Annotated in this window: 16 protein-coding genes; 4 read left to right on the top strand and 12 right to left on the bottom strand. The window is 59.7% G+C overall.

Going from position 1 to position 20,713, the window contains the following annotated elements:
• Window positions 1–59: 59 nt before the first annotated feature.
• Together addA and addB are read right to left on the bottom strand one after the other, a co-directional pair.
• Window positions 60–4,502: a helicase-exonuclease AddAB subunit AddA gene (gene addA, locus FLT43_RS25820; protein ID WP_087442100.1), complete on the bottom strand. Its 4,443-nt coding sequence runs from the start codon at window positions 4,500–4,502 to the stop codon at window positions 60–62.
• Entirely contained in the window at window positions 4,483–8,025 is a 3,543-nt protein-coding gene (gene addB / locus FLT43_RS25815; protein WP_087442099.1) for a helicase-exonuclease AddAB subunit AddB, read from the bottom strand. Before addB ends, addA begins: the two co-directional genes overlap by 20 nt.
• 322 nt (window positions 8,026–8,347) lie before the next feature.
• On the opposite strand from addB, the gene FLT43_RS25810 reads away from it, so the two are divergent.
• Window positions 8,348–9,313 (top strand): DUF1835 domain-containing protein, encoded by a 966-nt coding sequence (locus FLT43_RS25810; RefSeq protein ID WP_087442098.1) that lies wholly within the window; start codon window positions 8,348–8,350, stop codon window positions 9,311–9,313.
• Window positions 9,314–9,397: 84 nt separating this feature from the next.
• Here the strand turns inward: FLT43_RS25810 and FLT43_RS25805 are convergent, their stop codons facing one another.
• Window positions 9,398–10,819: a class I SAM-dependent rRNA methyltransferase gene (locus FLT43_RS25805; protein ID WP_087442097.1), complete on the bottom strand. Its 1,422-nt coding sequence runs from the start codon at window positions 10,817–10,819 to the stop codon at window positions 9,398–9,400.
• Window positions 10,820–10,938: 119 nt separating this feature from the next.
• Here FLT43_RS25805 and FLT43_RS25800 point away from each other — a divergent pair, with 119 nt between their 5' ends.
• On the top strand, window positions 10,939–11,904 hold the full coding sequence (locus FLT43_RS25800) for a Na/Pi cotransporter family protein (RefSeq protein WP_087442096.1): 966 nt from the start codon (window positions 10,939–10,941) through the stop codon (window positions 11,902–11,904).
• Here the strand turns inward: FLT43_RS25800 and deoC are convergent.
• The 9 genes from deoC to FLT43_RS25755 form a co-directional block, all read right to left on the bottom strand.
• Complete coding sequence (gene deoC / locus FLT43_RS25795; protein WP_087442095.1) at window positions 11,837–12,550, bottom strand: deoxyribose-phosphate aldolase; 714 nt, start codon at window positions 12,548–12,550, stop codon at window positions 11,837–11,839. The genes FLT43_RS25800 and deoC overlap by 68 nt on opposite strands.
• A gap of 124 nt (window positions 12,551–12,674) precedes the next feature.
• Window positions 12,675–13,100, bottom strand: a complete 426-nt coding sequence (locus FLT43_RS25790; protein ID WP_087442094.1) for an NUDIX hydrolase — start codon at window positions 13,098–13,100, stop codon at window positions 12,675–12,677.
• A gap of 161 nt (window positions 13,101–13,261) precedes the next feature.
• Window positions 13,262–14,611, bottom strand: coding sequence for a tRNA (N(6)-L-threonylcarbamoyladenosine(37)-C(2))-methylthiotransferase MtaB (gene mtaB, locus FLT43_RS25785; protein WP_087442093.1), 1,350 nt, complete (start codon window positions 14,609–14,611; stop codon window positions 13,262–13,264).
• A 3-nt stretch (window positions 14,612–14,614) separates the two neighbouring features.
• Window positions 14,615–15,379 carry a 16S rRNA (uracil(1498)-N(3))-methyltransferase gene (locus tag FLT43_RS25780; protein ID WP_087442092.1) on the bottom strand — a complete coding sequence of 255 codons (765 nt, stop codon included), beginning with the start codon at window positions 15,377–15,379 and terminating at the stop codon, window positions 14,615–14,617.
• Window positions 15,380–15,485: 106 nt separating this feature from the next.
• Window positions 15,486–16,169: a site-2 protease family protein gene (locus FLT43_RS25775; RefSeq protein WP_087442216.1), complete on the bottom strand. Its 684-nt coding sequence runs from the start codon at window positions 16,167–16,169 to the stop codon at window positions 15,486–15,488.
• Between the two features lie 272 nt (window positions 16,170–16,441).
• The gene (gene prmA / locus FLT43_RS25770) at window positions 16,442–17,437 is read right to left on the bottom strand and encodes a 50S ribosomal protein L11 methyltransferase (protein ID WP_087442091.1); all 996 of its coding nucleotides are present in this window, start codon (window positions 17,435–17,437) and stop codon (window positions 16,442–16,444) included.
• Between the two features lie 156 nt (window positions 17,438–17,593).
• Complete coding sequence (locus FLT43_RS25765; RefSeq protein ID WP_087442090.1) at window positions 17,594–17,788, bottom strand: hypothetical protein; 195 nt, start codon at window positions 17,786–17,788, stop codon at window positions 17,594–17,596.
• Window positions 17,785–17,982, bottom strand: coding sequence for a YfhD family protein (locus tag FLT43_RS29500; protein ID WP_087442089.1), 198 nt, complete (start codon window positions 17,980–17,982; stop codon window positions 17,785–17,787). Before FLT43_RS29500 ends, FLT43_RS25765 begins: the two co-directional genes overlap by 4 nt.
• A gap of 101 nt (window positions 17,983–18,083) precedes the next feature.
• Window positions 18,084–18,656: a glycerol-3-phosphate responsive antiterminator gene (locus FLT43_RS25755; protein WP_087442088.1), complete on the bottom strand. Its 573-nt coding sequence runs from the start codon at window positions 18,654–18,656 to the stop codon at window positions 18,084–18,086.
• Window positions 18,657–18,970: 314 nt separating this feature from the next.
• Between FLT43_RS25755 and FLT43_RS25750 the strand changes: the two genes are divergently transcribed.
• Together FLT43_RS25750 and FLT43_RS25745 are read left to right on the top strand one after the other, a co-directional pair.
• Window positions 18,971–19,888, top strand: coding sequence for a carbohydrate ABC transporter permease (locus FLT43_RS25750; protein WP_087442087.1), 918 nt, complete (start codon window positions 18,971–18,973; stop codon window positions 19,886–19,888).
• The gene (locus tag FLT43_RS25745) at window positions 19,885–20,706 is read left to right on the top strand and encodes a carbohydrate ABC transporter permease (protein WP_087442086.1); all 822 of its coding nucleotides are present in this window, start codon (window positions 19,885–19,887) and stop codon (window positions 20,704–20,706) included. The genes FLT43_RS25750 and FLT43_RS25745 overlap by 4 nt, the downstream gene beginning before the upstream one ends.
• The last annotated feature ends 7 nt before the right edge of the window (window positions 20,707–20,713 follow it).

Raw genomic sequence — 20,713 nt, 5'->3', positions numbered from 1 at the left:
GCCGCAGAGCAGGAAGGCCACAGGAGGCCGCGGGAGGCCCCAGCCGCCCGCAGCTCCGCTTACAGCTCGCAAGCCTGCTTCGCGTCAAAGAAGTACAGCACCTTCCGCTTCACCGGCCTCTTCCATATCTCTTCAATCGCCCGCGCATACAGCTCCAGTTGGAAGCGGTAATGCTCCGTCAGCCCGCGCAGACCGCCCCGATGGGCCAACACTTTGTCCGTCTTATAATCGAGCAGAACCAGCTCGCCGTTCCATTCGAACAGGCAATCAATAATCCCTTGCACGAGCACCGTCTCTTGATCCAGCTGCCCGGATGAATCCATCGCGGCGAAGGCCGGGGTCGCGACGAAGCGCGGCTCATTCCCCGATGCAGAAGCAGTCCCGCTTCCCAGCGCTTCGGCCGCGGCCGTTACCGATTCGCGCCGGCGAAGGCCCTCGATCGTGTACGCTTCCGTTGCCGTCAGGCCATAGCTGAACGGCAGCTCCCGTTTCACCCACGATGCTTCGGCCAGCTGCCGGCCGACCTCGCTGTCGAAGAAAGCGGCGACGCTCCCCGCATCCAGCGCATCCGCCTGCATCCGCGTCATAATAAGCCTGGCCACCAAATCGTCAAGGGTATGCTTCACCTCGGCCGCCGTCAGCGGGCGATTCAGCGGAAGATGCTGCATAAGCAAATGGTAGGCCGTCCCCCGTTCGACAGGCGTGATGCCGCGCCGTTCCATGAACTTCGGACGCCGCAGATACAAGGTGCGGGACGGATCGGAATAAGGTCCGGACGCCGCCTGATCGCCGCCTGCAGCCGCTCCCGCCGCAGCGGCCGGTTCATTGCCGCCTATTGCCGCCTCCGCGGCCTCCAGGCCACCGGGCTCCGACGCCGTCTCAACCTCTTCTTCCGGTCCGGCCGGAGCGCCAACCCAGTCCTCCGGCGGCCAATCATCGGAAGCCGCCAGCCGCTTCATCTCCGTCACCGATGTCTTCGACGGCAGCAGCGTCACGATGCGGTACGGATCGCGCCAGGACAGCCGCTCCCCGATCTGCTCCGCCCATACGGAGCGGGGGAACACCTCCTCCGTCTCCAGCCGGCGCAGCGCCTTCAATCGGCGCATCCGCTCTTCATCTACCGGCATCTCCGCCAGACGCTCGTCCGCCGCAATGACGGATGCCGGCACCATCGCGAGCTGCCACCGGGACGGATCATCCAGCAGGGATTCCCCGTTCCGGTTCGGCAGGCCGGCATACCGGCGCCACTCGGCCGCGGCCGGGTGCCGGATGATCGCCGGCCCGATCCAGTCGAGATACGATCGGGCTTCCGCCACCACATAATCCGGCAGCAACAGCCGCTCGACATCAAGCGCTTCTCCCCATTTGCGAATCGACTTCTCCGCGTCCTGCACCGTGCCGATCAGAATCAGCTTCTCCTTCGGCCGCGTGAGCGCCACGTAGAGCACGCGCTGCTCCTCGGCCAGCAGCTCCAGCCTCATCTGACGGCGAATGGCCAGATTCGGCAGCGTCGGGTAAGCGACCCGCTTCTCCTCATCGACGTATTTCGGGCCGAAGCCGAGATGCTTGTGCATCAGGAAGGACGCGTTCAGATCCTGCTGATTGAACCGCTTCGACAGCCCCGCGACGATGACGACCGGGAATTCGAGCCCTTTGCTCTTGTGAATCGTCATAATGCGGACGACGTCCTCCCGCTCCCCGAGCGCGCGGGCCGTCCCAAGGTCCCCGCCGCTATCCCGCATCCGGTCGATGAACCGCAGGAAACGGAACAGTCCCCGGATTGAAGACGATTCATATTGCCGGGCGCGATCATACAGGGCGCGCAGGTTCGCCTGGCGCTGCAGGCCGCCAGCCAGCCCTCCGACCCACTCGTAGTACCCGGTCTCCCGGTACACTTGCCAGATCAATTCGGACAGCCGCCCTTGCCGTGCGGCATTCCGCCACTGCTCCAGCCGGTCGAGGAAGCGCCTCAGCTTCGCTTGCCAGCCTTCCCAGCCTTGCTGAGAGGCCGAGGCAGAGGCCGCGCCCTCATCCGCTGACAGAGGAAGCTCCAGCTGCATCGCCTCCGGAGAGCAGTCGTGCTCTTCCGTCCGCGCCGCTTCCATAACCGCGTAATAGAACGGCTTGCCCTTCCCGTACAGCCGAATCCGGGCCAGCTCTTCCTCCTGCAAGCCGACGATAGGCGAACGCAGGACCGCGGCGAGCGGAATATCCTGCTGCGGATTGTCGATGACGCGCAGCAGAGACAAGACGATCTCCACTTCCGTAGCCGTAAAATAACCGGTGCTGAACTCGGCATAAGCCGGAATCCCTTCCCGTCTCAGCTCCTCCATCATCAGCGGCGCCCAGGCTTGGGTCGCCCGCAGCAGAATAACCATATCCCGGTACGTGACCGGGCGCATCCGCTTCTGATCCTTGTCGTACACGAGATAAGGGGGCTCCCCTTCGTCTCCCGTCATGCGTCGGATACGCGAAGCGATCGCCCTCGCTTCCAGGCGCGCGGTCTCCAGCTCTGCGGCATCCACCGCCGCCCGTTCCGTCTCGCTGTCCTCATCCTCCGCCGCCTCGTCTGCCGGGGCGGGCACGCCCTTGTCAATCAGCAGCAGCTCGGTTGCGAAATACGGCAGACCGAACTCGTCCCGATCGCGGCGGCTCTCTGCCGCGATCTCATCGGCGGACGGGTAGGACGCCCCGCATACGAGCTCTGCCGCGGAATCATAGGTCAGCTCCGCCACGTCCGCGTTCATAATCTGACGGAACACCATGTTGACCGTATCGACGATACCTTGGCGGCTGCGGAAATTGCGGGCCAGATCGATGCGGGTGCCATTTCCCTGGCCTTTCTTCCCGTAGGAGGTATACTTGCTCTGGAACAATCCCGGCTCCGCCAGGCGGAAGCGGTAGATGCTCTGCTTCACGTCCCCTACCATGAACCGGTTGCCCTGTCCGGGCCGGGTAATCAAGTCCACGATCGCTTCCTGAACCATATTCGTATCTTGATACTCATCGAGCAATATCTCGGCAAATTGCTCCTGATACAGCAGCCCCGCTGCGGACGGCACCGGCCGTTCCGGCGTGGAGGAAGGATCGCGCAAAATGCGCAGGCAGTAATGCTCCAAATCGGCAAAATCAAGCCATCCCTTCGCCCGCTTGGCCGCCTCGAACCGGGCACCGAATTCGCTGACGACCGAAGTCAGCGCTTCGAGCACCGGCCGGATCGCATGCAGCTCCTGCAGGAACTGCTCCGGCGTCCGGCGGAACAGCTCGTCGCGCACCTGCTGCAGGCGCTTCTTCGCCTGATCGCGCAGACGCTTCACTTGCTCCTGCAGCTCTTTGTCGTATTGATCCCCGCGGCAGGCCGCCAGCCGTCCGAAGCTCAGCAGCCCGAACGACTCATGCATCCGCTCCCACGGGACGGACGAGGCCGCATCCGCCAACGCGGCCGCTCCGGCCAGCTCCTGCTCCAGCGCGGCGCGGTACGGCTCCGGACCCCCCGGAGCCGTCGTCAGCGCGATTGCCTGGCGCAGCAGCTCGACGATGCCGTTCAGCGTCAGCCGCGCCGCGGCCATAATGCTGTCCGCCCATGGGGAGCGGCCCAGTTCTTCGACGTCCGCCGGGCTGAACGAAGCCGTCATGCTGTCCAGCCATTCCTCCGGCCACGGATGGCTGCGGGAGAAATCATACAGCCGGTGGACGAGCCGAAAGGCGGCTTCGTCATTGCGCTCTCCGCTGAACCAATCGACCATCCGCGCAAAGGCCGGCTCCTTGCTGGCATAACGCTCTTCAAAAAGCTCCTCTAGCACGTCCTGGCGCAGCAGCTCGATCTCGGTCTCGTTCGCGACCCGGAAGGCCGGATCCAACTGGACCGCCTGGAAATGACGCTGGATAACCTCCAGACAGAAGGAGTGCAGCGTCGTAATCGAGGCGCGGTTCAGCAGCGCGAGCTGGCGGCGCAAATGCTCCGAATCCGGGTTCGCCTCAAGCTTGCGCTCCAGCGCCAGGCGGATCCGCTCGCGCATCTCGGCTGCGGCCGCCTTCGTGAAGGTAGCGACGAGCAGCTGATCGACATGCAGCATCGCCGACTCGTCACTGATGCGGCGGATGATGCGCTCGACCAATACCGCGGTCTTCCCGGAGCCGGCTGCGGCCGCAACCAAAATGTTCTCGCCGCCGTCGACGATCGCCTGCCACTGCTCCTCGGTCCACGTACTCTCAGCCGGTCTCGGCGGCAGCTCCACAGGCGCTTCGCCCCCGGACGCCGCTTCGGCAGTCAGGACGCGCCCTTCGCCCCCGGACGTCGCTTCGGCTGTCAGGACGCGCGCTTCGCCCCCGGACGTCGCTTCGGCTGTCAGGACGCGCGCTTCGCCATCCTCCCGGGCGGCGGCTGCCGGCAAGCTCGCAGTTCCGCCAGCGGCAGCGTCTGACGGCAAGCGGGAACTCCCGCCAGCCTCGCTGCCGCTCTCGTATTCGCGGTTATTCCGTTCATCGCGGTTCTTGTCCATCGTCCGCTTCGCCTCCCTTCAGCTTCGCCCATACTTCGTCTTTGCCCAGCCGCGGCAACAGATGATATTGATTGCCGTCAACCAATTCGTCGAATTGGCAGACCGGCTTGTAGGAACAAAAATCGCATGCCGTCGCCGTGCCGCTCCGGTACGGTTCAATCAACACATCGCCGTTCGTGATGCGCGTCCCGATATCCCGGATGACCGAACGGACGGTCCCCCGGAGCAGCTCCCACTGCTCTTCCGTAGCGACGGAGGAATTGCTGTAGAACGATCCGTCCGCCTTCACCGCCAGCGGAAGTACCTGGGAATGCCCTTGCTCCACCGAGCCGTCCATGAGGCGGACGGTCTCGCGGTCGGCCAGGATGAGCCCTTTCATTTTGAATCGCTTGAGCAGCTGCTCGTAAGCCTGCTCCTCATTCAAGCCGTTGGCCGCCTGGAGGAGCGGATTGTGCACGTGGAAATAAAGCGTTCCGGCGGGAATCGCCTCCGTGCCGAGCCACTCCTCCGCATAGGTAAGGAGCACGTCCAAATAGGTAAGCATCTGCAGCGACAGCCCATAATACACTTCATGGAGAGCCAGATCCGTCTGGCTCGACTTGTAATCGATCACCCGCAGCAGAACGCCCCGTTCGCTCTCCGCCTTGTCGACGCGGTCGATACGGCCGATAATCTCCATCGTGCAGCCGTTGTCCAGCGTGAAGCGGAGGGGCGGCAGCGGCTTATCGGGACCGAAATCCATCTCCAGCGCCGCCGGCTCGAAATGCCCCCGCTTGGCATGCTCGCCCATCACAGCCGCGGCCCGTCCGACGATGCGCTTCAGCTTGCCCGATATATGGCCGAACCGCTCGGAGCTGAGCAGAATCTCCCCTTGAAGCCGGGGCGCCAGCAGGTCGACGATGCGATCCGCTTCCGCCTCGCATTCCTGGGGCGTTAGCTCCGCCCAGGAGCGGTGCTGGGCCTGCAGCTCGCCGGCGAAGCTGCTTAGCGCCGCATGGAACAGCTGGCCGATGTCCGGCGCTTCCAGCCGATACAGCCTTCGTTCCTTCAGCTTCAAGCCATGGGAGGCGAAATGCGAGAACGGGCAGGCGACGAACCGTTCCATGCGGGACACGCTCGTCCGCAATTGCTGTCCGTACAGCTTCCGGCTCGTGTCGGCCGTCAGCGCCTGCGCCTGGTTGCGGTAGGCGAGCGATCCGAGCACCGTCTTCAGCCGATCCCGCCAAGCCGGCTGCCCTGCGAACCACCGGTACACATCCCACCACAGATCCGCGATCGGACGGCCTTGCCGCCACTCCCTCAGTTGGGCGACTAATTGTCTAAGCGCCGCTTCCGGATAGGCGATGAAATCGGCCTGATCCGCTTCGGGGACAAATTCATTCGGCTCCGCCAACAGGAGCTCCTCCTGCATGCCCGGGAACAGCCCCCGGATCTGCCGCACCGTCTCCGAAGGGAGCAGCGAGCGGCCTTCCTCGTCGGCCAGCGCATAGCTGAGCCACAAGCTCTCGCTCGGAGAAGTGAAGGCATGATAGATGACGAAGCGTTCGTCCAGCAGCTTGCGCCGAATGCCGGGCGCCAGCTCCATCCCGATCGTGAGCAGCAGATCCCGCTCATATTCGGTCAGCAGCCCATCCTCTATCGGTCGGGCAGGCATCACCCCGTCGTTGACCCCGAGCACGTACAGATGCTTGATCTGGCTCGAACGGGTCCGATCCATAGACGCGATCAGCACCTGATCGAGCGCGGGAGGCACGAGCGCCAGCTTCACGCTCTCGAAGCCGGTCTCCAGCATCCCGGCGAACAGCTCGAGCGGCATCTTCTCGCCGCCCAGCATCTCAACCATCTGGTCCAAAATATCGAGCATCTCGCCCCAGATCTGGCGATGCTCCCGGGAACGCTGCACGTCGCCGTCCAGCAGCGCCTCCTGGCTCATCCGCTCCAGCTTGTCCGGCACCCCGAGACGGATCCAGAACGTATACAGCGCCTCGCACATCTCCTGCACATTCCGGCTCCGCGCAAGCGATCGCTGCAGCGCGAAGAGCGGCTCGACAATCCGGCGGCGGCACTGCTCCGCCCATTCCGGGGCCTGCTCCGGCGCGCTCTCGGCCGTCTCGGCGGCGTTCGGATCGTCAGGATCCAGCGACTGCCGCGGTTCGGCGGGCCACGGGCGTCCATTCGTCCATTTCGAGCCCTCGATGCCGCAAGCCAGCACATAGTTCTCCAGCCGATCGAAGGATTCCCTCGTCACGCTCCCGTCTTCCGGCAGGATGAAGTCCGTCTTCACATAGCGGAATACCGCATCATAGCGCCAGTAGCCGATAAGGATGTCCAGCGCGGCGCGCGTCATCTCGACGAACGGATGATGGAGAACCGCCTGCTTCTGATCCGTGAAATAGGGAATGCCCGCGTCGCCGAAGACCGTATCGATCAATTCCGCGTAATCCGGCAAGTTCCTGACCATGACGGCCATCTCCCGCCAGCGGACGCCCTCGCTCTGCGCCCGGCGCAAAATGTCGCGCGCCGCCCCTTCCACTTCCGCGCGGCGGTTGACCGCGGCTTGAACGCGAATCTCCGCCCGCTCCCCGGCGGGGGAGGCGGGGCGGTAAGCCGAACGCCGGTCGAAATGGCGCTCCAGATGCGAGAGCATCGGCGAGGAAGCGAATCTTGGCAATCTGCCCTGCCCGCCCAGCTGTATGACTTCTCCCATATCGACGCCGAGCGTATCGGCGATGCTGCTCAGCTTGAGAAAAGTCGTCGCCGTAGGATGGAACAGGTTCAGCTCATGCGGCTCCTCCCCCAAGGCGTAGGGCCGATCCAGGCAGAGCGCTACGGTGACATGGCGGGCATGCAGCAGCAGCGATGCCAGCACGGCATACTCCTGGGGGGTGAAGCCGTTGAACCCGTCAATCCATAACTCTGCCTGCCGGACATAGTCCGAGTGCGGAATGCCTTCCGCCAACCGGACAAGCACATCCTCGCCGTCCAAATAATGCTGCTCCAGCTCTGTCTCGAACTCATGCAGCACGGCGGACAAATCATGCAGCTTGGCCGACAGGAGCGGCTGGCCGTCCACATGCTCCTGGACGAACGCGGCATTCTCATCCACCTCGGATGCCTGGATCCGGTACCGCTTCATCTCGTCGAACAGATCATTCAATTTTTCGATGAAGCCGAATTGCTCCGCCGCACCGGCGAACAGGGGCAGGTCGGACTTGCGCCGCTGCAAAATTTTGTACAGCAGCATCTTCTTGCCTTCCTCTCCAATCGGCGTGAGCGCCGTGCCGCCGGTCTCCTGCATAACGCGGTACGCGAGGCGCCGGAAGCTCAGGACTTGCGTCCGCAGCATCCCCGACAGCCGCTCCGAGGTGACGAGCGCGTGCTCCGCCTGGAACGTCCCCTGCTCGGGCACGAGCAGAATCATCGGCGGACCTTCGGGCTGAGTCTCCAGCCTCCGCCGAATCTCATTCAGCAGATGGGCCGACTTGCCGCTCCCCGAGCGGCCGATTACGAAATGCAAAGCCAATGTGTATCCCCCGCTTTCCCGTACAACTGACCAATGGATATGTACGCTGCCATGCCATATGCTGGCTGTTTCCACAAATGCCATGTATAAAAGTGTATTTACAAATCGCAAGAAAGGATTAAAAATAAGAATAAGTCCAAAAAGACCGGATTCCCGGTATTTCCTCATTAGACAGAGACTGCGCAAATCGTCTCTTTTACGGAAACCTTGCTTTATTATAGCATATTATCGCGAGCAGACTGGAACACACGTTTGGAATGTGCAGGAAGGAATTCTAGCCCCTGGCTGACGATACCGCCGGAGAGAAAAGGAGGCACACCGCGTGATTCATATCGTAAATGGAGATATTGTGGCAGAACGGCTTCGGCCGGTCGCCCGGGAGCACTGGAACGAAGAAGTATGGGTCTATCGCGAGCTGCTGACTGAAGGACCCGTCTATCCCATCTTTGAACGTTATTTGGCGTATCGCGCGCTTCAATTGGAAAAAATGTGCGGCCTGCCCGCATCCCTCTACCTGCAAATGAGCAACGAGCAGGAGCGGTCCTGGAAAGCGGATGTGCTGCAGCACCGGGAAATCGCCCTCTGGTTCGAGCATGATCTGTTCGATATCACGATGCTGCTGCGGTTGACTGAGCGTCTGTCCCGCGAGCATCCAGAAGCGGCCGTCTATTGGATCGACATTTCGGCCGTGCCCGGGCATGACCGCTATGACGGCTTCGGCGCCCTCGATGCGGAGCAATTGGCGCGCTGCCGCGAGCACGGCATTCGGCTGAACGTGGAAGCGATCACATGGATGCACCATACCTGGCTTGCCTATACAAGCCCGAATCCGCGCAAATTGGTGCGTTGGCTCGAGGAGTCCGGTAGCGTCGAAGCTCCTTATGATGCGATCGTGGAAGCGATGCGGTTCCATCTCCGCCGCTTCCCTTCGCGCGTAGACGGGTTAGGCGTCGTGGAGCGGCTTACGCTGGATGCCGTCGCCGATGGTGCCAGCTCCTTCCTGGAGCTGTATCAGCATATCCGGCCGCATGTGCCGGAGTACGGACTCGGCGACATGCAGTACTGGGGATATTTGCGCCGGTTGACTTCCGGGGAAGCGCCGCTATTATCCCTGTCCGCGGCATCCGACCCGATGCCCGAGCCGCTGCGGCCGATCGGGCCGTCCACCGGACGGGTTCTGCTCACCGAGGCGGGCCGGAGAGTGCGCAGCGGGGAGAGCAATTGGGCCCGCGAACGGGGATATGCGCGCTGGCTTGGCGGCGCCTTCGTTACCAATCCGGCTCCATAGACCGCCGCTTGTCCCTTCTACATCATACCGCAACCGCAAGAAGCACCTCCCGGCACATTCGCCATGAGGTGCTTCTTCATCATGCTATCGTCTGGAGCGGACTTCAAAAATACCGAATTTCAAGTAATGCCCTTCTTCGACGCCGGCTACCTGCGGGTGATCCTTCCCCGCCGTGCGCCAATCGATGAGGCGCAGCACCTTGCCCGCGTCATGGGCGGCGTCATGGATCGCCTGCAGGAAGCGCTCGGGCTTCATATGATAGGAGCAGCTCGCCGTCACTAAATACCCCCCCTCATTGACGAGCTTCATCCCATGAAGGTTGATGTCCTTATAGCCGCGATACGCTCCTTCCGCCGCCTGTCTCGTCTTGGCGAACGCGGGCGGATCGAGAATGACGACATCCCAGGTACGGCCGCCGCCTGCGGTCATCGGCTTCGACGTGTCCTTCTTCGACTGGCTCGTTCCGCGCTCCTTGCGTTCCTCTTTCCCCTGCACTTGCTCCCGCAGATACGCAAACGCGTCCGCCACCACGAATTCCACCCGATCCGCAAATCCATTCAGTTCCACGTTGCGCTGCGCGCTCTCGATCGCATGCTCAGAAATATCGAGACAAGTCACCTTCTTGGCCCCATATTTGCAAGCATGCAAAGTGAAGCTGCCCGTGTGAGAGAAGCATTCCAGCACGGTAGCTCCGTCCCACCATGGAAAGGTTACTTCCTTGCCGTTCGCGTTGACCGGGATGGTGCGTACGCCTGCCTCTGTCTCCATATCGGTCAGCGCAATCCCGCTGCGCGCTCCCCATCCGGTCATCAGCGGTGCTATGGCCGCCCGGTTCTCACGCTGGTCGAAGAAATAGCCCGTCTTCTGCCCTTCGACAATATCGATTTCAAGCTGCAGTCCGTTCTCGGTAATGAGCACATGGCGCGGGCATTCCCCGTACAGGGCGCCCGTTCTCTGTTCGAGGCCTTCCTTTTCCCGAATCGGCACATCGCTTCGTTCGTAAATGCCGCGCGGCTTCATCACCTCGGCCAAGGCCTGCACAATCGCATCGCGCGCCAGGTCCATTCCGAGCGTTAATAGTTGCACGACGAGCACATCGCCGAACCGATCCACGATCAGCCCCGGCAGAAAATCAGCCTCGCCATAGACAAGCCGGTATGCCGTCGCTCCCGGCAGGAACCGGTTGCGATGCTCCAGGCACTGACGCAGCCGCTCCTTGAAAAAGCCGGCATCCATCGCGTCGGCAGGCTGATAGCCAATGACGCGCACAATGATTTTGGAAGCGGGGTTATAGTATCCGGTCGCCACATATTGGCCTTGGGCATTCATGACGTCGACCAGCGCCCCCGGCTGCGGATTGCCCTCCACGCGCTCGACTTCGGATTGGAACACCCATGGGTGCCCGTGCTCCGTCCGTTTTTTGCGATTCCGGCTCAAGATTACTGTTGCTGTTGTCGATTGCTTCAATTGTGCATGTCCCCTCTCGGCTTCAGCCGGGCTTGTCATTGTTGTCCATCCGCAAGCATACAGTGACAGTATAGGCTGTTCACTTATTCTCTCTCCAGCTGTTCCAGCTCGAATGATAGAACCCGCATTTTGTGTGGAATGACGAAGGAGTCCGGCATATGTTTGCAGAAATCTGGTATCCGCTGCTAGGCGGAATGGCTGTGTTTCTTTTTGGCATGAAAACGATGGAGCTCGCCCTTCACGCATGGGCAGGACCTTATTTGAACCGCTTCCTGCACCGTTCCACGCGGACGCCGCTGCACGGCATGCTGTTCAGCTCCGGCATGACGGCGCTGCTGCAGAGCAGCACCGCCATCACGGTCATCACCATCGGGCTGGTGAACGCCGGGCTGATGAGCTTCTCGCGCTCGCTCGGCATCATCCTTGGCACCAATGTCGGCACCTGCCTGACGACAGAGCTGATCGGCCTCAACATCAGCCGCTACGCGCTGCCGCTCCTCATTGGCTCGCTCGCCTGCTGGAGCGCGGCGATTCTGGGCGGCGAATACCGCCTGCCCCTGCCGAAGCGGCTCGCCTCCCTGCTGCATCCGCTGCAGTTCGGATCGCTGGCCGCTGCCGGATTCGCCCTCATTCTGCTCGGCATCGAATGGATGAAGCAGATCGGGGGGCCGCTGCAGCATCGCGGCATGTTCACCTGGTTCCTGGAGCGGTCCAACGACAGTCTGCTCTGGGCGCTCGCCGCCGGAATGATCATTACGGCTGTCGTCCACAGCAGCGCAGCTATCATCGTCATGGCGATGGGCTTGTCCGCTACCGGCGCCCTGCCGGCCGAGATTGGCATCGCCATCGTCATCGGCTCCAATGTCGGCACCTGCTTCACGGCGCTCATCGCATCGCTCGGCGGAAGCCGCCACGGCCAATTCGTCGCTTGGAGCCATATCGTGCTCAATGTGGGCGGAGCGATCCTGTTCTATCCGCTAATCGGCCAGCTCCATGCGCTGTCCGCCTGGTTCACCGCCGATCCGGGCGCCCAGATCGCCCGGGCCCAGACGGTATTCAATATTGCGAGCTCTGTCCTGGCGCTCCCGCTGTGTTATCTGAAGGTGTGGGACCGGCTCCGGTAACGATCGCAATCCCCGAGCTCGTTCCGATTCGGGTCGCTCCGGCTTCGATCATAGCGAACGCCGTCGCCGTGTCCCGTACGCCGCCTGAAGCCTTCACGCCAATATGCGGCGACACGTTCGCCCGCATAAGCCGGATATCCTCGACGGTAGCCCCGCCGCGGCCGAATCCGGTCGACGTCTTGACGAAATGCGCTCCTGCAGCTTCCGAGGCTCTGCATGCCCCGATCTTTTGACTGGTCGTCAGCATTCCCGTCTCCAGAATGACTTTGACGATAGCCTTCCCTTCCACCATGCGGACCACTTGGGCGATATCGGCTTCTACCGCCTTCACGTCACCGTCAAGGAGGCGGCCGATCTGGAGCACCATATCGATCTCCGACGCTCCGTCTTCCACGGCTCTGGCGGCTTCGAACGCTTTGGCGGAGGAGGCGCCGGCCCCGAGCGGGAACCCGCAAACGGCCGCGATACGCACGTCGGAGCCGGCAAGCCGCTCGCGGCAGAGCGGAACCCAGGTTCCATTGACACAGACGCTGTAAAAGCCATGCTGCCGCGCCTCATCGCACAATTTCTCAATATCGCTCCGCACCGCTTCCGGCTTGAGGAAGGTGTGGTCAATCAGGCTGGCCAATCGGATGTGTTCGTTCATCTGTAATCACCCTTCGCAATCAGATTAGACTTGAAGCGTACAATCACTGCACCTGCGTGTACCTGTTGCCGGCGTCTGCAGCCAAGGTTATTGCGCTCGGACCCGGGAACGCTAATACGGCCGATTACAATGTAATCCCCAATTGCGCAAAAGCCTTGCTCAGAATGCCGTTATTGTTATCATACCCGGATTCCGTCTGCTTCGCCCATGCCGCTTGCGGCCCGTACCATTCGACGCTGCGTATCTCCTCTACCTGAGGCGTAAGCTGCCCGGCTGTTGCCTCAACCAGAAAATAATGAACCTCTTTGTCCACCGTGCCAGCTTCCGGCGACGTATATTGATAGCGGATCGTATCCAGCTTGCCGACGATGCTCCCTTCCATCCCGGTCTCCTCCCGGATTTCGCGCAGAGCCGTCTGCTCGATGGTCTCCCCGGGCTCCATTTTTCCCTTGGCCAAGGAAGTCTTGCCGTAACGATCCTGGATCAACTGGAACTCAATTTGCTCTCCGCGGCGTCGATACACGACGCCCCCCGCTGATATTTCTTTCATAGCGCGATATCCTCCAACGTATAAAGTGTGGGGCGTGCCACAGCTCTGTCAGCCCGCCTTCTTGCAACTGATGAATATGTATATCGTAACCGAAAGGAAAGAGGATTTCACCTGCTCCTTGCACAAGAAGCAACAGTGGAATCCTCTGTGTTCTACCCCATTTACATATTAGCTGCCTGCGGACCCGCTTCTTCCCCAAGCACCCGGGTCAGCACGCCGAAGCATTCGTTCACGCCGGCCTTCGTCACTTTCACCCGGCACAGCTGGCCGATCAGCGACTCGTCGCCGTCGAACACGATCTGCAGGTAGTTGTCGGAATAGCCCATCACTTGGCCGCTTCCCGGAGCCCCTTTATAATCGCGTTCCGGAATGACGTCAAGCACTTGCCCGACGAACGTCTCGGCGTAGGCGAGCTGCATCTGCTCCGACAGATCGATCAGATCATGAACGCGGGCATGCTTCACTTCCTCGTCCACCTGATCCTCCATGCGCGCCGCTGGCGTTCCGGTACGCTTGGAGTATGGGAAGACGTGCATCTCGGAGAATCCGACCCGCTTCATGAATTCGTAACCTTCCCGGAACTGCTCATCCGTCTCGCCCGGGAAGCCGACGATCACATCCGTCGTAATCGCCACATTCGGCATTGCTTCGCGGATGCGGGCGATCTTGTCGCCGAACTCTTCGACCGTATATTTGCGCCGCATACGCTTCAGCACTTCATTGTTGCCGGCCTGCAGCGGAATATGAAGATGACGGCACATCTTCGACGAGCGGTTCAGCACGTCGATCATGCGATCGTCGATCTGGCTCGCTTCGATCGAGCTGATGCGCACCCGTTCCAATCCATCAATCCGGTCCAGATCCCAGAGCAGATCGGTCAGATCATAGTTCTCGAGATCATCGCCATAGCCTCCGGTATGGATTCCGGTCAACACAATCTCCTTATAGCCTGCCGCCACGAGCTGGCGGGCCTGATTGAGCACGCTTTGCGACTCGCGGCTGCGGGACAGCCCGCGGGACCATGGAATAATGCAGAAGGTGCAGAAATTGTTGCAGCCTTCCTGAATCTTCAAAAAGGCGCGTGTCCGCTCCGCGAAATCCGGCACGTCCAGTTCCTCGAATGCGCGCGTCTTCATAATATTGCGCACAGCGTTAATCGGCTGGCGCTCGGCTTGAAGCTGGGCGATGTAATCCATCAGCTTGTCCCGATCCTGCGTGCCGATGACGAGATCGACGCCCGGGATATCCAGAATCTCCGCCGGGGAGGTCTGCGCATAGCAGCCGGTCACCGCAATGATGGCGTCCGGATTGCGGCGGACAGCCCGCCGGATAATCTGGCGGCTCTTCTTGTCGCCGGTATTCGTAACGGTGCATGTATTAATCAAATAGACGTCAGCCGTCGCTTCAAAGTCGACTTGCTCATAACCTTCTTGCTTGAACAGCTGCCAAATGGCTTCCGTATCGTAGAAGTTCACCTTGCAGCCCAACGTATAAAACGCTACTGATGGCATTGTTCAACTTCCTCCCATTTCTCCGAATTGATACATGATACAAGCGCAGGCCGCCAAGCCCGCCGTCTCTGTCCGCAAAATGCGGCGTCCGAGACTGACACAGACCGCGCCCGCCGCCGTGGCCGCTTCCACCTCACGCAGCGAAAACCCGCCCTCCGGTCCGATGACGACCAGAATGCGGGCTGCCTCCTGGCCGCGCTGCGCTTCGCAGAAAGGCTCCAGCACGTCGCGGAGCCGCGTGCCCTGCTCGTCCTCATAGCAGATCAGCACGAGATCATAGGCCGCGAACTGCCCGATCAGCTTCGCCCACGCGGCCGATGCCGCAATATCGGGAACGCGGTTGCGGTGCGACTGCTCGGCCGCTTCCTTCGCAATCTTGGCCCAGCGCTCCAGCCGCTTCGCTTCCTTCTTCGCGTCATACTGCACGACTGTGCGTTCCGACAGGAACGGAAGGAATTCCGCCGCCCCCAGCTCCGTGCATTTCTGTATAATCAGTTCCATCTTGTCGCCCTTCGGCAGGCTCTGGGCGATGGTCACCTCGACTGCGGCTTCCCGATCGGCAGCGACCAGTTCCTCCAGCCGGGCGATGGCCGTCTCACCGTCGCCGCTCTCGAACACGGCCACGGCCTCGCGGCCGGAGCCGTCGCTCACCAGAAAAGTAAAGCCCGGCTTGGCCCGCATCACATTGACGATATGATGCGCATCCGCGCCGGTAATCCGTATGTGCTGATCCCCGAACGCTTCGGGGCTGACAAAGTATTTTTGCATCGTAATCAACATTCCTCATCATACACGTTTTGCGCGCAATGCGCTAGATTTGCAGTGATATTTCCAGAAAGTCCACGCTGCCCATCCGCCATCCGGGACGGGATTGTTACATGCCGACCAGATAAGCGGCGGTGCGCGAAAAGTTAAATACGATCGGCTCGATTAGCTTGAACAGCGGCGTTATCGTCTTATCCCGCAGCGGCGGAATGAATACGAGCATCAAGAAAATAAAAATCGACCACTGCTCGAACTGCTGCAGGCGCAGACGCAGGCCGCGCGGCGCCAGGTCCTCGACGATGCGGTACCCGTCCAGCGGCGGCAGCGGAATGAGGTTGAACAGGAAAAGCAGCACGTTATAAGTAATGAAATAATTCAAAAAGTAATAGATGGCCAGTTGGACGCGATCCGTGGAACCCAACTGCACAAAGCCAAACTTGAGGCCGAGATGAATCACGATCGTCCCGATAAAGGCCAGCAGCAGGTTGCTGATCGGTCCGGCAGCCGATACGACGATTCCCATCAGCCGCGGATACTTGAAGTTATCCCGGTTCACTGGCACCGGCCTCGCCCAGCCGAAGCCGGCGATGACGAAGAACAGCATGCCGAGGAAGTCGACATGCTTCGCCGGATTCAAGCTGACGCGGCCAAGCATCTTCGCTGTCGGATCCCCGAATTTCCAAGCAAAATAGGCATGCGCGAATTCATGGATCGTAAAGGCAATGAGCAGCACCGATACGAGAAACGGCAGCATCTCCAGCTTGACGGCGAAAAAGTTACTGAAAAAATCCATATCTTCCCTCGCTTTCTTCTCATACATGTTCAACTGGCTGGTTCTCAGCTTAATGATACATGTTCAAAAAGTCTGGTTTTCAGCACCGAGAAGGTTGCAAGAACTCGAAGCGTATGCTTCCGATGCGAGTTTTGCTGCGCAAAACTTGTAAGGAGCAGCGGAGTGTAGGCAAGACTACATGAGCAGCTACAATGTTTCCGCAGGAAACATACTTCGGAAGCATATGCTTTTCGAGAGTGAATGCAAGATTCGATGCCGAGCTACTTCCTGCTTCACTTCGTGATCAAAAGCGGACTTGGTTTTGTGGCGACGAAAGCAACCCAGTCCTCCTCGCGATGCTTCGCATCAATAAGGAAGCCATGGCGGATCAGCTCCCGCTCTACCGCTTCTTCCTTGTTCTTGTAAATGCCCGAGGCAATGTATATTCCGCCCGGCTGCAGCGCCGCGAACACATCCTCCACGAACAGCAGAATCACCTCGGCCAAAATGTTGGCGACCACAATCTGGACAGGAAGCGTGACGCCAAGCGCCGGCGCTTCGTCCGTCCCGCTCGCCTTCAGCATGTACAGGAGATCCCCTTCCCGCACCGTAATGTCGTCATGGAGCCCGTTCATCGCGACATTTTCCCTGGCGCTCTTGACCGCTACCGGATCCAGGTCGATGGCGAGCACATGCCGGGCCCCGAGCTTGCATGCCCCGATCGCCAGGATGCCGGAGCCGGTTCCAACATCGATGATATCTTCCCCGCCCTGAATGACGCTCTCCAGAGCCTGGAGACAGAGCGATGTCGTCGGATGGGTTCCGGTGCCGAAGGCCATGCCGGGATCAAGCTCGATCACCTGCTCCTCCGCCGTCGGCGTATAAGGCTCCCATGACGGCTTGATCGTCAGCTTGCTTGTAATCCGCACGGGCTTGAAATATTGCTTCCAGGCATCTGCCCAATCATCTTCATGAACGGAGCGCCAGGACATGGCGGCCTCGCCCGGATCGATTCCGTACGTGCGCAGCTCGCGAATGCGGCCGGCCACCTCGCCCTCGATCGCCGCCAGATCGGTCCCTTCCGCGAAGTAGCCTTGAATCTTCGCTTCGCCTTCGGGAATATCGTTCAGCGGGGCGATATACAGCTCGCCATAGGTCGTGTCCCGCTCCTTGTTCAGTGTTCCGGATTCCTCGATCGAGACGCCTCCCGCTCCCGCCTCATGCAGGAAGTTCGAGATCATCTCGACTGCTTCTTCTCTTGTATGTATCGTTAATTCATGCCAGCGCACGATGGTACTCCCCCTATGAATAATATCGGTGCCGACAAGTAGAACGGTGTTCCCCCGTACGACTGATAACCGTCCGCACATTTTATTTATTGTACACAAAAATAAAACTCCACACAACGAGCGGTCTTACCCGCTCGCCGCAGGAGTTCTGTTCCCTTACAATAGTGTGCCCTCGTAGTCGCGCATGACGGCATACGCCTGATCGAGCACGGCATGGTTCACATCGGCCGACACGATATAACCGTCTTCCCGGGGAACGACTTGAATGGCATGCGCCCGCAGCGCGTTAAGCTTGCGCCCGCAAGATTCAGCCTTCGATTCGTCCTGGAATTTCGCTTCGATATGTCTCATGGACGTTCCGCCCGTTCATCCGCTCGTCTGGCGCGCTCCAGCGCCTCCAGATCGTCGGCGTCTGCCTGCTCGATCGAGAATTCCACGTCTTCGTTCTTGCCGGCAGATGCATTGGTCTTGCCGACGACGAGATCTGGCTGTTCCTCGAAGGCGTTGAGATGGTTCTTCCGGCGGCTGTCACGATAGTTGGTCATGGCCCTTCCTCCTTTATCTCATCATGTCATAGACGGTCATCTATAACATGAGTAGGAAGCGGTGACTTTATACGATGGCCTCGGACCGCCCTCGCCGATGATTACCGATGCGCTCCCGCCGCGGCGTACTGCTTCCAGAGCGTCTGACTGGAGGTGGTGACGGCCACGGCACCGGCCTGGAGCGCCCTGTTCACATCGTCTTCGGTCCGGATGAAGCCGCCGGCCAGAAGCGGAATGTCGCGTCCGTTCTTCAACTGCTTCAAATAAGGCAGCATCGGGCTCGGCAGCACCTCGATATAGTCGGGATTCGTCTTTTCCAGCAAGGCGCCGCTCTTCTCAAAGGAGCTGTTGTCGATCAGGAAAATGCGCTGAATAGCGACGACGCCCTTCTGCTTCGCGCGGATGATGACGCTCGCCTTCGTCGACAGAAGCCCGTACGGAGTAAATTCTTGACACAGATATTCAGCCGCGTAGCTGTCGTTCTGCAGCCCCTGAATCAGATCCACATGCAGCAGCAGCTTCTTGTTATGCGGACGAACCATCTGAAATATAGGCTTCAGCTGCGCGATATGGACATCCAGCAGCACAATGTATTCGAACGGACTGACCAGCAGCTTTTCCATATCCTTCATCTGCCTTACGGCCGGCAAGATGGACTGGTTGGCGAAGTGCATAGCTCGCTCTCCCTTCGGTCTCTGGCTCTTTTTTTCTCTGATGCGGTAATCTTGCTGCTTCTACCGCTATCGTAATGCCCAGCTCGCCGCCCGTCAACATCCCGGCTGTCGCGTCAAGCGTAAATATCACAGCAAATAGCCATAATTTGTATTGATTTTTAATATTGTGTGAATTATACTGGGATGCAAGTTAATATTCCGGTTTTGGGAAACGGAGAAGACCACGCTTGTTCCAACTGGCTGCTGCCATTTGGTCGTTCTGTGGTCTTCTTTTTTTCTGACCGTCGCGCTGGTTAAGAAAGGGGAATCGTCAAATGGATCCAACTGCCACAACCCTCCGCAAGAAAAATTCGAAAGATTCGCCGCTGCGCCTCCTGGCAGCGGGCCTGCTCTATTTAAGTCCGATGCTCATCATTTTATCGGCCTTTACGTTTTACCCTATGTTGAAAACGCTTTATTATAGCTTCTTCTCCACGAACGCGCGCGGCGTTCCGGTGATGTTCGTCGGCTTCGATAATTACGCCGGCCTGTTCCAGTCAGACAGCTTCTTGAAGAGTATGACCGGCACGTTCCTGTTCGTGCTTTATACGGTACCGCTGGGCGTCGCCTTCGCCTTCTTTCTGGCCGTCATCTCAAGCGAGAAGCTGCGGGGAATCGAATTTTTCCGCGTTATTTTCTCTTCTACGGTCGGCGTGTCGGTAGCCGCAGGCTCGATGATCTTTCTGTTCCTGTTCCATCCCAGCATCGGGTTCCTGAACCATGTGCTTGATTGGATAGGACTGCCGCCGATCCATTGGCTAACCGATCCGAAGTGGGCGCTGATCTCTATCGCGGCGACCAGCATCTGGATGGGCGTCGGCTTCAATTACATCATCCTGCTCGGCGGGCTGCAGAGCATACCCGAGGACATTTACGAGAGCGCCCGCATTGACGGCGCAGGCTATTGGTCCCGCCTGTTCCGCATTACGCTGCCGATGGTCTCGCCGACCCTGTTTTTTGTCATCATCGTGACCGTCATCCATTCGTTTCAATCGTTCGGCCAGATCGACATCCTGACCAAGGGCGGACCTGCGGAATCAACCAATCTCATTGTGTATTCCATTTATCAGAACGCCTTTATTCACTACAAATTCGGCATTGCGAGCGCACAAGCAATTATTCTGTTCCTGATCGTGCTGCTGGCGACGCTGATTCAGTTCAAAGTCGGCGAAAAGAAGGTGCATTATCAATGAGAATGGCGCTCTACCAGAAATGGGTGTTCTACATTCTGCTGCTGTTGGCCGCAGGTCTTATGTTCTTCCCGATCGTCTATGCGCTCCTCGCCAGTCTGATGACGACCGAGGAGATTATGACCGGCAAGCTGTTCCCGGCAAGCTTCGTATTCGACAACTTCACGATGGCGCTCAAGAGCGTGCCGCTGCTCAAGTTCATGATGAACAGCCTGATCGTCTCGCTCACCGTCATGATCGGCCAGATCATCGTATGCAGTCTGGCGGCCTACGCCATCGTGTTTATTCCATTCAAAGGACGCAACTTCGTGTTCTTCCTGTTGATTTCGACGATGATGATTCCGTGGGAAGCGACGATGATTCCGAACTATTTGACCATCGTCGGCCTGAACTGGGTCAATACATATCAAGGATTGTCCATGCCATTCTTCGCGCTCGCTTTCGGCGTGTTTCTGCTCCGCCAGCATTTTCTGACACTGCCGCAGGAGCTGCATGAATCCGCCCAATTGGAAGGCTGCGGCCGGCTGCGCTACCTGGTGTCCTTCGTCGTTCCGCTCTCCCTGCCGATGCTGAGCGCGCTCGGCGTCTACGGGTTTTTGACGACCTGGAACATGTATTTATGGCCGCTGCTGACGACGACCAACAATTCCGTCCGCACCGTGCAGATCGGGTTGAAGATGATGCAGGCCCAGGAGACGAACACGAATTGGCCCGTCGTCATGGCCGGCGTCGTCATCGTGCTCTTGCCAACCTTGCTTTTCTTGTTCCTCAGCCTCAAGCAGCTCAAGCGCGGCTTGATGTCCGGGGCATTAAAAGGATAGATTCATC

It is taken from the genome of Paenibacillus thiaminolyticus, assembly GCF_007066085.1.
GTDB classification, from domain to species: Bacteria; Bacillota; Bacilli; order Paenibacillales; family Paenibacillaceae; genus Paenibacillus_B; species Paenibacillus_B thiaminolyticus.
Note: the sequence above shows the minus strand (reverse complement) of the source record. Positions and strands in the feature narration are given on the sequence as shown.